Raw genomic sequence first — 15,610 nt, 5'->3', positions numbered from 1 at the left:
ACCTCTCACCTCCCGGCCTGCCGACCAGGACCTGCCCGGCTCCGCTCAGTGCGCGTGCCCGCTCGGCGCCGGCGCAGCGTTCTTGACCGTGAGAGGCAGCAGCTTCTTCCCGGTCGGACCGATTTGTATGGCCGTGTCCATCTGCGGGCACACCCCGCAGTCGAAGCACGGCGTCCAGCGGCAGTCCTCGACCTCGGTCTCGTCGAGGGAGTCCTGCCAGTCCTCCCAGAGCCAGTCCTTGTCCAGCCCGGAGTCGAGGTGGTCCCAGGGGAGGACCTCCTCGTAGGTGCGCTCGCGGGTGGTGTACCAGTCGACGTCGACGCCGAAGGGGGCCAGCGCCTTGTCCGCGCAGGCCATCCAGCGGTCGTACGAGAAGTGCTCGCGCCAGCCGTCGAAGCGGCCGCCGTCGTCGTAGACCGCGCGGATGACCGCGCCGATGCGGCGGTCGCCGCGGGACAGCAGGCCCTCGACGATGCCGGGCTTGCCGTCGTGGTAGCGGAAGCCGATGGAGCGGCCGTACTTCTTGTCGCCGCGGATCTTGTCCCGCAGCTTCTGCAGACGGGCGTCCGTCTCCTCGGCGGAGAGCTGCGGGGCCCACTGGAAGGGCGTGTGCGGCTTGGGGACGAAGCCGCCGATCGAGACCGTGCAGCGGATGTCGTTGGAGCGGGAGACCTCACGGCCCTTGGCGATGACCTTGGTCGCCATGTCGGCGATCTGCAGGACGTCGTCGTCGGTCTCGGTGGGCAGGCCGCACATGAAGTACAGCTTCACCTGGCGCCAGCCGTTGCCGTACGCCGTCGAGACCGTGCGGATCAGGTCCTCTTCCGAGACCATCTTGTTGATGACCTTGCGGATGCGCTCCGAGCCGCCCTCGGGGGCGAAGGTCAGGCCGGAGCGACGGCCGTTCCTGGTGAGCTCGTTGGCCAGGTCGATGTTGAAGGCGTCCACGCGGGTGGAGGGGAGCGACAGGCCGATCTTGTCGTCCTCGTAGCGGTCGGCGAGGCCCTTGGCGATGTCGCCGATCTCCGTGTGGTCGGCGGAGGAGAGGGACAGCAGGCCGACCTCTTCGAAGCCCGTGGCCTTCAGGCCCTTCTCGACCATGTCGCCGATGCCCGTGATGGAGCGCTCGCGCACCGGGCGGGTGATCATGCCGGCCTGGCAGAAGCGGCAGCCTCGGGTGCAGCCGCGGAAGATCTCCACCGACATGCGCTCATGGACCGTCTCGGCCAGCGGAACCAGCGGCTGCTTCGGGTACGGCCACTCGTCGAGGTCCATGACGGTGTGCTTGGAGACCCGCCACGGCACCCCGCTGCGCTTCGGCACGACACGGGCGATCCGGCCGTCCGGCAGGTACTCGACGTCGTAGAAGCCGGGGACGTACACCCCGCCCGTCCGCGCCAGGCGGAACAGCAGCTCCTCGCGGCCGCCGGGGCGGCCCTCGGCCTTCCAGGCGCGGACGATCGCGGTGATCTCCAGGACGGCCTGCTCGCCGTCGCCGATCACGGCGCAGTCGATGAAGTCGGCGATCGGCTCGGGGTTGAACGCCGCGTGGCCGCCGGCCAGGACGATCGGGTCGTCGACGGTCCGGTCCTTGGACTCCAGCGGGATGCCGGCCAGGTCGAGGGCGGCGAGCATGTTGGTGTAGCCCAGCTCCGTGGAGAAGGACAGGCCGAACACGTCGAAGGCCTTCACCGGCCGGTGGCTGTCCACCGTGAACTGCGGGACGTGGTGCTCCCGCATGAGCTCCTCGAGGTCCGGCCACACGCTGTAGGTGCGCTCGGCGAGGACGCCCTGCTGCTCGTTGAGCACCTCGTAGAGGATCATGACGCCCTGGTTGGGCAGACCGACCTCGTAGGCGTCCGGGTACATGAGCGCCCAGCGGACGTCACAGGAGTCCCAGTCCTTGACCGTGGAGTTGAGCTCTCCGCCGACGTACTGGATCGGCTTCTGCACATGCGGGAGCAGAGCTTCGAGCTGCGGGAAGACCGACGCAGCGACTTCGGCAGGCATGTCGCGCACCTTCGTGAGCTGGACTGAACTGACAGGGGTGACCATCCAGACTAACGCGATCGCGGGGAGCCTCCGTACGCCGGAAGGTCACAGGGCCGCCGCACCGTCCTTGATCCCGTCCCAGAAGCCGGGCAGTTCCGCCTCCACACGCAGGGCTCGCTGCTCCTCGCGCTCGTGCAGGAGGCCGTAGGTGAAGGTGTTCTCCCCCGCCGCGTGGGCGACCGCGGACAGCTCGCGCAGGGCCTGGCGGGCCATGACGCTGTCCTGGTGCTCGCCGAGCAGGTTCTGCAGTGCCTTCATGGACGCGACCATGGTCTTGGCGGGCTTGCCGAGGACGGGCTGGGCGGCCTCCGCCGCGTAGCGGGTGCGCTTGGCCTTCTTGCGGGCCTCGTGCAGTGCGATGTCGCGGTCGGTGCCGGGCTGAAGGTCCGCCGCCCGTCCGATCAGCCGGGACACCTTGCGGAAGTCCTTGCGCACGGCCTTGGCGATCGGCTTGCGGGGCGCCTTGCCGCCCGCCTCCAGCAGCGGTGGGTCGGCGATCAGCGCGTCGAGGGTGTCGAGCAGGGCCAGGTAGCGGCGGGAGTCCAGAACACCGAGCAGACGGCCGCGGGCCCCGCTGTGGGCGGCGCTGGACCAGGAGTGCAGGCGTGCGGAGACCGGGCCGCGGACCAGGCTCTCGGGCACCTCGTCGACGGCCGCGGCCAGCCGCTCGGTCAGCACCTCGCGGTCCCGGTCCAGGCCCAGCTCGCCGGCCAGCCACTTCAGCTCGGCGGCGACGGGGTCGGTGACGGCCCGGTCGAGGATGGTGCCGAACGTCTTGAAGGTGCTGCGCATCCGGCGGGTGGCCACACGCATGCTGTGCACGGAGTCCTCGGCGTCCCGGCGTACGGCGGAGTCGAGTTCGACGATCGCGTCCCGCTGGGTGCGCACATAGGCCAGCACATGGTCTGCGGCGGTCACCGGTCGGCGCACGTGCCGGGACTTGCGCCGCTTGCCCGGTGCCGTCTCCTCCAGGGCGCGGGCCAGCTTCGACGACGACGCCGACGGCCTTGTGCCCGCCTTACGCAGTCGCTTCTCCACCTTGTCGAGCAGGGCCGGGTCTCCCCCGTCGGCGAGTTCCACCTCGATCTCGGTCCACCGTGCTTCGCCGCCGCGTCCGGTGAGCCGCTCGGCGTGCACGGTGTCCACGCTCACCTCGGCGAGCAGCCGGCCGCCGGCGTCCAGCAGGTGACGTACGTCGCGGGCGGAGCGCAGCCGGACCACCGGGAGCAGCTCGCTGTCGCGGACGCGGGAGCGGACCAGCGCGGCGAGTTCGTCGGGGAGGGTGTCGGAGAGCGGGGCGCTGATCTCGTCACGGACGTCGGGCGCGATCGGGAACTTGAGGTGCCAGCCGGCGTCGGAGCCGCCGGTGCGGCGGCGCAGGGTGACCGAGGACGCGGCGAGGCGCTCGTCTCCGGTGTCGTAGTAGGTGGCGTCGAGGTGGGCCACGCCCTCGTCGGCCACGGTGGCGATCCCGCCGGTTCCGGTCAGGTCGGGCAGGCCGCTCTCGTCGGATTCGTACTTGCGCTCGATCTCGCGTTTCGTCTCCGCCATGAACCAAATCTAGTGGCTGACCGGCCGGGACAGCAGTCGCCCGGCCGGTCGGCCGCCCGTGCGAGGAGCCGGCTCGCCCGCTACGCCGACATCGGCCGTTGCACCCGGATCGACTGCAACAACCCCACCGCTATCCACACGGCGAACATCGACGAGCCTCCGTAGGACACGAACGGCAGCGGCAGGCCCGTGACGGGCATGATGCCGAGGGTCATGCCGACGTTCTCGAACGTCTGGAAGGCGAACCAGGCGACGATGCCCGCGGCCACGATCGTGCCGTACAGGTCCGTGGTCTCCCGCGCGATGCGGCAGGCCCGCCACAGGACGATGCCGAGGAGCACGATGATCAGGCCGCCGCCGAGGAAGCCCAGCTCCTCCCCCGCCACGGTGAAGACGAAGTCGGTCTGCTGCTCGGGCACGAACTGGCCGGTGGTCTGCGAGCCGTGGAAGAGGCCGGAGCCGGTCAGGCCGCCGGAGCCGATGGCGATGCGGGCCTGGTTGGTGTTGTAGCCGACGCCGGCCGGGTCGAGCTCGGGGTTGGCGAACGCGGCGAAGCGGTTGATCTGGTACTCGTCGAGGATCCCGATCTGCCAGACGGTGACCGCGCCCAGGGTGCCCGCTCCGAGCAGCCCGAACACCCACCGGTTGGACGCCCCAGAGGCCAGCAGCACGCCGAGCACGATGATGACCATCACCATGACCGACCCGAGGTCGGGCATCAGCATCACGATGAGCATCGGCACGGTGGCCAGGCCGAGCGCCTGCACGACCGTGCGGTGGTCGGGGTACTGCTTGTCACCGGCGTCGACCCGGGCCGCCAGCAGCATCGCCATGCCCAGGATGATCGTGACCTTGACGAACTCCGAGGGCTGGAGCGAGAAACCGCCGGGCAGCTTGATCCAGGAGTGGGCGCCGTTGATCGTGGAGCCGAGCGGGGTGAGCACCAGCAGGATCAGCAGCAGCGAGAAGCCGTACAGGACCGGGACGGCCGTGCGCAGGGCGCGGTGGCCGAGCCAGATCGTGCCGGCCATCAGGACGAGGCCGATGCCGGTGTTCAGCAGGTGGCGGACGAGGAAGTAGTACGGGTCGCCCTGGTTCAGTTCGGTGCGGTTGCGGGTCGCCGAGTAGACCAGGAGCGTGCCGAGCAGCGACAGGGCCACCGCGGACAGCAGGATGGGCCAGTCGAGCCGCCGCGCCACCGAGTCACGGGCCAGCAGCCGTGTCCAGCCGGAGCGCTCGGGCCCGTACCCGGAGACCTGGAAGCTGTTCACTCCGCCGGTCATGCCGCGCACCTCCGGCTTCCCCGGCGGCGCCGCCTTCGGGTGTCACGGTTCTCGGGTGACGGCGGGGCCGATGTGGCCGGCTGGAGTGGGTCCGCCGGGGCGTTCGGGTCCTTCTTGTCGGCCTTCTGGTCCTTGGCCGGGTCCTTGGGGACCTTCGGGGAGGTGATGGTGCCGTCCGTCTTGACCTTCGGCAGGGTCTTCTGCGGGGTGGGCAGCAGGGCCTTCTTCTGGTCGATGGCGCCGTCCTCGGAGACGCCGTACAGCGCGTTGTAGATGTTGCGGACGGCGGGGCCCGAGGCGCCGGAGCCCGTACCACCCTGGGAGATCGTCATGACGATCGAGTAGTCCTTGGTGTACGTGGCGAACCAGGAGGTCGTCTGCTTGCCGTAGACCTCCGCCGTACCCGTCTTGGCGTGCATCGGGATCTTGTCCTGCGGCCAGCCGCCGAACCTCCAGGCGGCCGTACCGCGGGTGGCGACTCCCGCGAGGGCTTCGTCTATCTCGTCGCGCGTCTTCTGCGTCATCGGCAGCTTGCCGTGCGACTTGGGCTTGATCGGCGTGACCGTCTTGCCGTCGGCGCTGATGACGGCCTTGCCCACGGAGGGGTCGTAGAGGGTGCCGCCGTTGGAGATGGCGGCGTAGATGGTGGCCATCTGGATGGGCGTGACGAGCGTGTCGCCCTGGCCGATGGAGTAGTTGACGGAGTCACCGGCGCGCATGCGGTTGCCTTCGAGGCAGTTCTCGTAGGCGATCTTCTCGGCGTAGCTGCCGCCCCGCTTGCCGGTGCGGCACCAGGCGTCCTTGTTGGCCTTCCAGTAGTCCAGCTTCCACTGGCGGTCGGGGACGCGGCCGGTGACCTCGTTGGGGAGGTCGATGCCGGTCTCCTTGCCGAGGCCGAACTGGTGGGCGGTCTTGTAGAACCAGTCGTTGGGCTTCTTCTTCGGCTTGGTGCCGCCGTCGCGCTTCCACTCCTCGTGGGAGAGGGCGTAGAAGACGGTGTCGCAGGAGACTTCCAGGGCGCGGCCGAGGCTGATGGGGCCGTGGCTCTGGGACTCGAAGTTCTTGAAGACCTGGCCGCCGATCGAGTACGAGCTGGAGCAGTTGTAGGGGCCGTCGAAGGAGTACCCGGCGTTGACTGCGGCTGCCGTCGGGATGACCTTGAAGATGGAGCCGGGGGCCGACTGGCCCTGGATGGCGCGGTTGAGCAGCGGGTAGTTGGAGCTCTTGCCGGTGAGGCGGTTGTAGTCCTTGGCGGAGATGCCGCCCACCCAGGCGTTGGGGTCGTAGGTGGGGTTCGAGGCCATGGCGACGACGCGGCCGGTCTTGGCCTCCATCACCACGACGGCCCCGGAGTCGGCCTTGTAGTTGGTGCCGGTGTTGCGGTCGTGCTGCTTGCGGGCTTCCTTCATCGCCTCGTTGAGCTGGTACTCGGCGATGCGCTGGACCCGGGAGTCGATGCTGGTGACGAGGTTGTCACCGGGGTGGGCCGGGTCGGCCTCGGCCTGGCCGATGACCCGGCCGAGGTTGTCCACCTCGTAGCGGGTGACGCCGGCCTTGCCGCGCAGGGCCTTGTCGTACTGGCGCTCCAGGCCCGAGCGGCCGACCTGGTCGGAGCGCAGATAGGGCGAGTTGGTGTTCTGCGCCTTCTTGATCTCCTCGTCGGTGACCGGGGAGAGGTAGCCGAGGACCTGGGCGGTGTTGGCCTTGCCCGGGCTCGGGTAGCGGCGCACGGCTTCCGGCTCGGCGGTGATGCCGGGGAAGTCCTCGGCGCGCTCGCGGATCTGCAGGGCCTGCTTGGGGGTGGCCTCGTCGGTGATGGGGATGGGCTGGTACGGCGAGCCGTTCCAGCAGGGCTGCGGGGTCTCGGCGTCGCACAGCCGGACCTTCATCTGGACTTCCTTGGGCGTCATGCCCAGGACCCCGGCGAGCTTGGTGAGGACTTCCTTGCCGTCGTCCTTCATCTTCAGCAGGTCGGTGCGGGAGGCGGAGACCACCAGCCGGGTCTCGTTGTCCGCGATGGCCACGCCCCGCGCGTCGAGGATCGAGCCTCGGACGGCCGGCTGGACGACCTGCTGGACGTGGTTGCCCGAGGCCTCCTTGGCGTAGGCGGCGCCCTCACGGATCTGGAGATACCACAGGCGTCCGCCGAGGGTGAGCAGGAGGGAGAGGACGAGGACCTGGATGACGACGAGCCGGATCTGGACCCGTGAGTTCCTGCCGGTCTCGGGAATGTTGGTCACTGCGGCTGCCTCCTCCTCTCGGTGCGCGTACGGGTGTGCGGGTGCGGCCGTGCCTGCGGGCACGGATGTGCGGGTACGAGTGATGAACGACGGGCCCCCGAGCCGGCGTTCCTACCGGACCGGCCCGTTCGGGTGAACTTCCCTGAGCTCACAGCCGCTTGACCCCCTTGATGCGCCCCGCGCGTGCCATGCGCGCCCGGGCCGCCTTCACCCGCAGTCCGTTGCGCTGGCTGCCGATCTTCAGTCCGGTGCCGCCGGAGAGCCAGCCCGTGGAGATGTCCGTGGCCTTCGCGGCGGCCGAGGTCGACTCGGCGAGCGGATCGTTCTCGGCGCGCCGGGCCAGGGCCATCACCCCCGGCACGACGAACGGGGCGAGCAGCAGGTCGTACAGCGCGGCCGTGAACAGCAGGCTGCCGAGGCCGACGTGGCGGGCGGCGGTGTCGCCGACGAGGGCGCCGACCCCGGCGTACAGCAGGGTGGAGCCGACCGCGGCGGCGACCACCACGACCATGGGGCCGGTGGCGGACTTCAGCTGGCCGGTCTCGGGCTTCACCAGGCCCGCGAGGTAGCCGATGACGCACAGCACGAGGGCGTAGCGCCCGGCGGCGTGGTCGGCGGGCGGGGCCAGGTCGGCGAGCAGGCCCGCGCCGAACCCGACGAGCGCCCCGCCCACGTGCCCGTACACCAGCGCGAGGCCCAGCACGGTGAGCAGCAGCAGGTCGGGCACGGCGCCCGGCAGATGGAGGCGGGCGAGGACGCTCACCTGGATCACCAGGGCGACGACGACCAGGGCGGAGGAGAGCAGGATCCGGTTGACGCGCATGGGGTGACAGCTCCTACTGCTCTTGCTGGTTCTGGCCGTCCACGGGTGCCTCGGCGGACGGCGTCACGGTCACCGTCACCGTCGGCCTGGGGGTCGGCTTGGGTTTGGGCGGGAGGACGGTGTCACGCGGGTCCTTCTTCGGGGCCTCGACGACGATTCCGACGATGTCGAGCTTGGTGAAGCCGACGTACGGCGTGACGTAGAGGGTGCGGGTCAGGCCGCCGCCGGAGGGGTCGACGCGGGAGACCACGCCGACGGGCACGCCGGGCACGAACGGCCGGTCGGCCTGCGAGCCGAAGGTGACCAGGCGGTCGCCCTTCTTCACCTCGGCCTTGCCGTTGAGGAGTTCGACGCGCAGCGGGCGGTCGCCCTGACCGGAGGCGAAGCCGAGCTCGTCGCCGGACTCCATCCGGGTGCCGACCGTGAAGTCGGGGTCGCTGGCGAGCAGGACGGTGGCGGTGTTGGGGCCGACGGTGGTGACCCGGCCGACGAGCCCCTCCCCGTTCAGGACGGTCATGTCGCGTTTGATGCCGTCGTTGGCGCCGACGTCGACGGTGATGGTCCAGGAGAAGCCCTGCGCGGCTCCGATGGCGATGACCTGGGCGCCCTTGATGCCGTACTGGCCCTGACCGGCGATCTTCAGCATCTTGTCGAGCTGCTTGAGTCGGCTGCGGCTGCGGTCGTCGCTGCCCAGGCGCGCCTTCAGGGCCGCGTTCTCCGTCTCCAGCACGGCGAGCCGGTCGTGCCGTTCACCGGAGTCGCGGATGGCGGAGACCGCGTTGCCGACCGGGTCGACCGCGGCCGAGACGCCGCTCTCGATCGGGCCGAAGACCGCCGCGGCACCCTGCCGGGCACCGTCGACGGGCGAGTCCTCCCCGCCACGGATGTCCACCGTGATCAACGCGAACGCGATGGCGATCAGCAGCACCAGGAGCAGCCGGCTCTCTCGTGTGTCCCTCACGTGCGGCGGCCGTGCCCTTCCTCATAGGAATTCGGGAAGCCCCAGGGAAACCCGAGGGGCTGCTTTGTGGGAGCTTATGCCTCTATATCAACGATCCGCCGCACGAGAGGAGATCGTCCCGTACGGCGGAATCGAAGAGTTATGTCATCTGCGCGGCTGGGCGTCCAGCACCTGCTGGAGCGCCTCGAACTCCTCGACGCACTTTCCGGATCCGAGCGCCACGCTGTCCAGCGGGTCCTCGGCGATGTGGATCGGCATACCGGTCTCCCGGCGCAACCGCTCGTCCAGGCCCCTGAGCAGCGCCCCACCGCCGGTCAGAACGATTCCCCGGTCCATGATGTCGCCGGACAGCTCCGGCGGGCACTTGTCGAGGGTCGTCTTGACGGCGTCGACGATCGCGTTGACCGGCTCCTCGATCGCCTTGCGGACTTCGGCGGCGGAGATGACGACGGTCTTCGGCAGGCCGGAGACGAGGTCCCGGCCGCGGATTTCGGTGTGCTCGTCGGAGTCGAGGTCGTACGCCGAACCGATCGTGATCTTGATCTGCTCGGCCGTGCGCTCACCCAGCAGGAGGGAGTACTCCTTCTTGATGTGCTGGATGATCGCGTTGTCCAGTTCGTCGCCCGCGACACGGATGGACTGTGCGGTGACGATGCCGCCGAGGGAGATGACCGCGACCTCCGTGGTGCCGCCGCCGATGTCGACCACCATGTTGCCCGTGGCCTCGTGGACCGGCAGGCCGGAGCCGATGGCCGCGGCCATGGGCTCCTCGATGATGTGCACCTGACGGGCGCCGGCCTGGGACGACGCCTCGATGACGGCGCGGCGCTCGACGCCGGTGATGCCCGAGGGCACACAGACGACGACCCGCGGACGAGCCAGATACCGCCGCTTGTGGATCTTCAGGATGAAGTAGCGGAGCATCCGCTCGGTGATCTCGAAGTCGGCGATCACGCCGTCCTTCAGCGGACGCACGGCAACGATGTTGCCGGGCGTGCGCCCGATCATCTTCTTCGCTTCGGCGCCGACCGCGAGGATGCCACCGGTGTTGGTGTTGATCGCGACGACGGACGGCTCGTTGAGTACGATCCCGCGACCCCTGACGTACACCAGCGTGTTGGCGGTCCCGAGGTCGACAGCCATGTCACGGCCGATGAACGACATTGAGTTCCCCATCAGGATTCGTCTGGCCTTCCCACTGGCTTTTGAGGGCTTTTCAGGTAGGCAAAGGTGGGTGCTGTGACGTGAAGGCTTCCATCGTAGACGCGCCTTCGCGAACACTGCGGGAGGGTCTCCGCCATTGTCAGCAGATGCCGTCCGCATTCGCTTCTGGAGACGGGCGTTCGGGGACCATCGTTCCCTCGATCGCCACGCATATGCCGCAAAGTCCGGGGGCCGCGGCCCCCGGACCCGCGGTATGTGCTGGTGAGGTGCGGACGCTACGCCCGGCCGGGGAAGAAAATCTTCACCTCGCGCTCGGCGGACTCCTCGGAGTCGGAGGCGTGGATCAGGTTCTCCCGGACGATGACGCCGTAGTCACCGCGGATGGAGCCGGGCGCCGCGGCGATCGGGTCGGTGGGGCCGGCGAGCGCGCGCACGCCCTCGATGACCCGCTCACCCTCGACGATCAGCGCCACGACCGGGCCGGAGGCCATGAAGTCCACCAGCGGCTCGTAGAAGGGCTTGCCCTTGTGCTCGCCGTAGTGCTGCTCCAGCGTGTCCTGGTCCAGGGTGCGCAGCTCCAGCGCGGTGATCGTCCAGCCCGCCTTGCGCTCGATGCGGCTGATGATCTCGCCGGTCAGGCCTCGACGGACGGCGTCGGGCTTGAGGAGGACGAGGGTGCGCTGGCTCACTACGGGCTCCTAGTACGTAAAGGTTTAGCGGTGGGACGAGATTACCCGGCGTGTCGGGGCGACTGTCACGCAGCGTCAGGTGTGGAGGAACCCGCCCGGGAGTCCGCCTGGGCGGCGAATCTCGCCTTCGCCTCGTCGACCTTCCGGCCGTAGTGCACCGACGCCCACCACAGGGCCGCGAAGATCGCCCCCAGGAAGTACATGGTCGGCACGATGAACCCCGACGCGATGAGCGCGATCTGCAGCGCCCAGCCGAGGGCCACTCCGCCCGGGCGCGTCACCAGGCCGCACAGCACCAGGCACAGGAACATCGCGACGCCGCTGACCGTCCACACGGTCGTCATGGACAGGTCGGGGTCCTTCATGGCGACCAGACCGGCGAACCCGATGACGAAGAACTCGCCGATCAGGGTCGAAGAACAGAGCGTGCGCACGGGACTCAGCCTCTCCCCAGGAGCAGTCGGGCCTCGCCGACGGTGATGACGGAACCGGTGACGAGCACACCGCCGCCGGAGAACTCGCCCTCCTCCTCGGCCAGCGTGATGGCGGCCTCAAGGGCGTCGGGCAGCCGCGGCTCGACCTGGACGCGCTCCTCGCCGAACACCTCCACGGCGATAGCGGCGAGCTCGTCGGCGTCCATCGCGCGGTGGCTGGAGTTCTGCGTGATCACGACCTCGGCGAACACCGGCTCGAAGGCCTCCAGCAGCCCCCGGACGTTCTTGTCGCCGCTCGCGCCGACCACGCCGATGAGACGGCTGAACTGGAACGCCTCCCCGATCGCCTCGGCGGCCGCCCGGGCACCGGCCGGGTTGTGGGCGGCGTCCAGCACCACCGTCGGCGACCGGCGCACGACCTCCAGCCGGCCCGGCGAGGCGACGGCGGCGAAGGCCTTGCGGACCGTGTCCAGGTCCAGCGCGTCGGCCCGCTGGGCGCCGACACCGAAGAACGCCTCGACGGCGGCGAGCGCGACGGCCGCGTTGTGCGCCTGGTGCGCGCCGTGCAGCGGCAGATACACCTCGGGGTACTCGCCGCCCAGCCCGCGCAGCGTCACCAGCTGTCCGCCGACGGCCACCTGCCGCTCGACGACGCCGAACTCCAGCCCCTCCCGGGCCACGGTCGCGTCCACCTCGACGGCCTTCTTCAGCAGCACCTGCGCCGCGTCGACCGGCTGCTGCGCCATGATGACCGTCGCACCCTGCTTGATGATGCCGGCCTTCTCCGTGGCGATCTCGGCGTGCGTGGTGCCGAGCCGGTCGGTGTGGTCGAGGTCTATGGGCGTGACGACGGCGACGTCCCCGTCGATCACGTTCGTCGCGTCCCAGGAGCCGCCCATGCCGACCTCGACGACGGCCACGTCGGCGGGGGCGTCGGCGAACGCCGCGTACGCCATGCCGGTGAGCACCTCGAAGAAGGACAGCCGGTACTCCTGGGAGGCGTCGACCATCTCCACGTACGGCTTGATGTCCTGGTACGTCTCGATGAACCGCTCGGGCGCGATGGGAGCCCCGTCGAGGCTGATGCGCTCGGTGATCGACTGCACGTGGGGCGAGGTGTAGCGGCCGGTGCGCAGCTCGAAGGCGCCGAGCAGGGCCTCGATCATGCGCGCGGTGGAGGTCTTGCCGTTCGTCCCCGTGAGGTGGATCGACGGGTACGACCGCTGCGGCTCCCCCAGTACGTCCATCAGCGCGGCGATACGGCTGACGGAGGGCTCCAGCTTGGTCTCGCCCCACCGGGTGGCGAGCTCGGTCTCGACCTCGCGCAGGGCCTTGTCGACCTCGGGGTCGGCGGGGCGCGTGGGGATGTCGGCGTCGGGCGGGCCGCCCTGGGTGCGCAGGGTGCGGCTGCCGGCTTCGATGACGGCGAGGTCGGGGTCGCGGGTGGTTTCCTCCGCGATGATCTCGTCGAAGGGGTCGAGGGGGTCGGGCTGGTCGTCGGCGTTGTGGTCTGGAGGGAGCTCGCTCACGGGGCCCAGTCTACGGAGCGGGGGTGACATCGGTCGGGGGTGGCTTGTGTCGTCGTGTGTGTGCCGGTTCGTCGTGGCTTGTCGCGCAGTTCCCCCCGCCCCTGAAATGCAGGTACGTGGAGGCCCCGGTGCCTGACAGCACCGGGGCCTCCACGACCGTACGAACCCTTACGCCTGCGGCAGGCGCTCCAGCTGGGTCTGGATGCGGGTGATGTCCTCCTCCGCCTTGGCGAGGCGGGTGCGGATCTTGTCGACGACGTGGTCGGGGGCCTTCGCGAGGAACGCTTCGTTGCCGAGCTTGGCGTTGGCCTGGGCCTTCTCCTTCTCGGCAGCGGCGAGGTCCTTCGCGAGGCGCTTGCGCTCGGCCGCCACGTCGATCGTGCCGGACAGGTCGAGAGCGACCTCGGCGCCCGCGACCGGGAGGGTGGCCGTGGCGGTGAAGGCGTCCCCCTCGGGCTGGAGGCGGAGCAGCTGGCGGATGGCGGCTTCGTGGGGGGCCAGGGCGGTGCCGGTCAGCTCCAGGCGGGCCGGAACCTTCTGGCCGTCCTTCAGGCCCTGGTCCTTGCGGAACCGGCGGACCTCCGTGATGACCCGCTGGACCAGCTCGATCTCCTGCTCGGCGGCCTTGTCACGGAACCCGGAGTCCTTGGGCCAGTCGCCGATCACCAGGGATTCGCCGCCGGTCAGCGTGGTCCACAGGGCGTCCGTGACGAACGGGATGACCGGGTGGAGCAGCCGCAGCATCACGTCCAGGACCTCGCCGAGGACCCGCCCGGAGACCCTGGCCGGCTCGCCGCCCGCGAAGAACGTGGTCTTGGACAGCTCGACGTACCAGTCGAAGACCTCGTCCCACGCGAAGTGGTAGAGCGCGTCGGCGAGCTTCGCGAACTGGTAGTCGTCGTAGAACGCGTCGACCTGGGCGACCGTGGTGTTCAGGCGCGAGAGAATCCAGCGGTCCACCGCGGACATCTCGGAGGTGTCCGGCAGCGGGCCCTCGATCGTGGCGCCGTTCATCAGGGCGAAGCGGGTGGCGTTCCAGATCTTGTTGGTGAAGTTCCGGGAGGCCTTGACCCAGTCCTCGCCGATCGGCACGTCCGCGCCCGGGTTGGCGCCGTTGGCGAGGGTGAAGCGGACGGCGTCGGAGCCGTAGGCGTCCATCCAGACCAGCGGGTCCACGGCGTTGGGGTTCGACTTCGACATCTTCTTGCCGAACTCGTCGCGGACCAGGCCGGTCAGCGCGATGGTGTGGAAGGGTGCTTCGCCGTCCATGGCGTAGAGGCCGAACATCATCATCCGGGCGACCCAGAAGAAGATGATGTCGTGGCCCGTGAGCAGGACGTCGGTCGCGTAGAACTTTTCGAGGTCCGGGGTCTGCTCCGGCCAGCCGAGCGTGGAGAACGGCCACAGGCCGGAGGAGAACCAGGTGTCCAGGACGTCCGAGTCCTGGGTCCAGCCCTCGCCGGTGGGCGGCTCGTCGTCGGGGCCGACGCAGACGACCTCGCCGTCCGGGCCGTACCAGATCGGGATGCGGTGGCCCCACCACAGCTGGCGCGAGATGCACCAGTCGTGCATGTTGTCGACCCAGTCGAAGTAGCGCTTCGACATGTCCTCGGGGTGGATCTTGACGCGCCCGTCGCGGACCGCGTCACCGGCCGCCTTGGCCAGCGGGCCGACCTTGACCCACCACTGCATGGAAAGGCGCGGCTCCACCGTGGTCTTGCAGCGCGAGCAGTGACCGACGGAGTGCATGTACGGGCGCTTCTCGGCGACGATGCGGCCCTGCTCCTTGAGGGCGCCGACGACGGCCGAGCGGGCCTCGAAGCGGTCCAGACCGATGAAGGGACCGTGCACCGTGATCACGCCGTGCTCGTCCATGATCGTCAGGGACGGCAGGTCGTGGCGGCGACCGATCTCGAAGTCGTTCGGGTCGTGCGCCGGGGTCACCTTGACGGCTCCGGTGCCGAACGCGGGGTCGACGTGGGCGTCCGCGACGACCGGGATGGTGCGGTCGGTCAGCGGAAGCTTGATCTGCCTGCCGATGAGGTGCCGGTACCGCTCGTCGTCGGGATGGACGGCGACGGCCGTGTCACCGAGCATCGTCTCCGCGCGCGTGGTCGCGACGACGACGCTGTCCTCGCCCTCGCCGTAGCGGATGGAGACCAACTCGCCCGCGTCCTCCTGGTACTCCACCTCGATGTCCGAGATGGCCGTCAGACAGCGGGGGCACCAGTTGATGATGCGCTCGGCGCGGTAGATCAGCTCGTCGTCGTAGAGCCGCTTGAAGATGGTGAGGACGGCCTTGGAGAGGCCTTCGTCCATCGTGAAGCGCTCACGGCTCCAGTCGACGCCGTCACCGAGGCGGCGCATCTGGCCGAGGATCCGGCCGCCGTACTCCTCCTTCCACTGCCAGACGCGCTCGACGAACTCCTCGCGCCCCAGGTCGTGTCGGGACTTGCCCTCCTCGGCGAGCTGCTGCTCGACCTTGTTCTGCGTCGCGATACCGGCGTGGTCCATGCCGGGCAGCCACAGCGCCTCGTACCCCTGCATGCGCTTGCGGCGCGTGAGGGCGTCCATGAGGGTGTGCTGGAAAGCGTGCCCCAGGTGCAGGCTGCCCGTGACGTTCGGCGGCGGGATGACGATGGTGTACGGCGGCTTGTCGCTCTTGGCGTCCGCCTCGAAGTAACCCCGCTCTACCCAGCGCTCGTACAGCGGCCCCTCTACGTCGGCCGGCGCGTACTGGGTCGGCAGGTCGGTGCTGGGCGCTGGTGGCTGCTGCTGAGCGTTCTCGGTCACGGGGGTCAGTTTAGAGGTGTCACCGACCGGTCCCGAAACGCGTTTCGTTTGTAACGGTGGGGCCCCCGATGCCATGCACACGGCGGGTCTG

General features: G+C 69.6%; 11 protein-coding genes. All 11 read right to left on the bottom strand.

The features are described from left to right. Window positions 1-45 precede the first annotated feature (45 nt). On the bottom strand, window positions 46-2,010 hold the full coding sequence (locus tag ACFZDE_RS07240; RefSeq protein ID WP_391198192.1) for a TIGR03960 family B12-binding radical SAM protein: 1,965 nt from the start codon (window positions 2,008-2,010) through the stop codon (window positions 46-48). A gap of 87 nt (window positions 2,011-2,097) precedes the next feature. Beyond that, window positions 2,098-3,603 carry a CHAD domain-containing protein gene (locus ACFZDE_RS07235; RefSeq protein ID WP_391198189.1) on the bottom strand — a complete coding sequence of 502 codons (1,506 nt, stop codon included), beginning with the start codon at window positions 3,601-3,603 and terminating at the stop codon, window positions 2,098-2,100. Between the two features lie 80 nt (window positions 3,604-3,683). Beyond that, window positions 3,684-4,886, bottom strand: a complete 1,203-nt coding sequence (gene rodA / locus ACFZDE_RS07230) for a rod shape-determining protein RodA (RefSeq protein WP_388317994.1) — start codon at window positions 4,884-4,886, stop codon at window positions 3,684-3,686. Continuing rightward, window positions 4,883-7,126, bottom strand: a complete 2,244-nt coding sequence (gene mrdA, locus ACFZDE_RS07225; protein ID WP_391198187.1) for a penicillin-binding protein 2 — start codon at window positions 7,124-7,126, stop codon at window positions 4,883-4,885. Before mrdA ends, rodA begins: the two co-directional genes overlap by 4 nt. Window positions 7,127-7,274: 148 nt before the next feature. Continuing rightward, a complete protein-coding gene (gene mreD, locus ACFZDE_RS07220; RefSeq protein WP_391006108.1) occupies window positions 7,275-7,949 on the bottom strand; it encodes a rod shape-determining protein MreD in 675 nt (224 codons plus the stop codon). Between the two features lie 13 nt (window positions 7,950-7,962). Further along, entirely contained in the window at window positions 7,963-8,910 is a 948-nt protein-coding gene (mreC, locus tag ACFZDE_RS07215) for a rod shape-determining protein MreC (RefSeq protein WP_391006105.1), read from the bottom strand. A 144-nt stretch (window positions 8,911-9,054) separates the two neighbouring features. Further along, window positions 9,055-10,074, bottom strand: a complete 1,020-nt coding sequence (locus ACFZDE_RS07210; RefSeq protein ID WP_004001297.1) for a rod shape-determining protein — start codon at window positions 10,072-10,074, stop codon at window positions 9,055-9,057. A 275-nt stretch (window positions 10,075-10,349) separates the two neighbouring features. After that, on the bottom strand, window positions 10,350-10,763 hold the full coding sequence (ndk, locus tag ACFZDE_RS07205) for a nucleoside-diphosphate kinase (protein ID WP_030836243.1): 414 nt from the start codon (window positions 10,761-10,763) through the stop codon (window positions 10,350-10,352). A gap of 65 nt (window positions 10,764-10,828) precedes the next feature. Next, window positions 10,829-11,197 carry a DUF4233 domain-containing protein gene (locus ACFZDE_RS07200; protein ID WP_391006100.1) on the bottom strand — a complete coding sequence of 123 codons (369 nt, stop codon included), beginning with the start codon at window positions 11,195-11,197 and terminating at the stop codon, window positions 10,829-10,831. 5 nt (window positions 11,198-11,202) lie between these two features. Next, complete coding sequence (locus tag ACFZDE_RS07195) at window positions 11,203-12,726, bottom strand: glutamate ligase domain-containing protein (RefSeq protein ID WP_391006098.1); 1,524 nt, start codon at window positions 12,724-12,726, stop codon at window positions 11,203-11,205. Window positions 12,727-12,894: 168 nt separating this feature from the next. After that, window positions 12,895-15,519, bottom strand: coding sequence for a valine--tRNA ligase (locus tag ACFZDE_RS07190; RefSeq protein WP_391198185.1), 2,625 nt, complete (start codon window positions 15,517-15,519; stop codon window positions 12,895-12,897). Between the last annotated feature and the right edge of the window lie 91 nt (window positions 15,520-15,610).

Source organism: Streptomyces sp. NPDC007929 (assembly GCF_042959065.1).
Classification (GTDB): Bacteria; Actinomycetota; Actinomycetes; order Streptomycetales; family Streptomycetaceae; genus Streptomyces.
This window is presented reverse-complemented; position numbering and strand designations above follow the sequence as displayed.

Coding starts and splice junctions, on each gene's coding strand:
- ACFZDE_RS07240 (WP_391198192.1), bottom strand. CDS start 2,010: ATGCCTGCCGAAGTCGCTGCGTCGGTCTTCCCGCAGCTCGAAGCTCTG.
- ACFZDE_RS07235 (WP_391198189.1), bottom strand. CDS start 3,603: ATGGCGGAGACGAAACGCGAGATCGAGCGCAAGTACGAATCCGACGAG.
- rodA (WP_388317994.1), bottom strand. CDS start 4,886: ATGACCGGCGGAGTGAACAGCTTCCAGGTCTCCGGGTACGGGCCCGAG.
- mreD (WP_391006108.1), bottom strand. CDS start 7,949: ATGCGCGTCAACCGGATCCTGCTCTCCTCCGCCCTGGTCGTCGTCGCC.
- ACFZDE_RS07210 (WP_004001297.1), bottom strand. CDS start 10,074: ATGTCGTTCATCGGCCGTGACATGGCTGTCGACCTCGGGACCGCCAAC.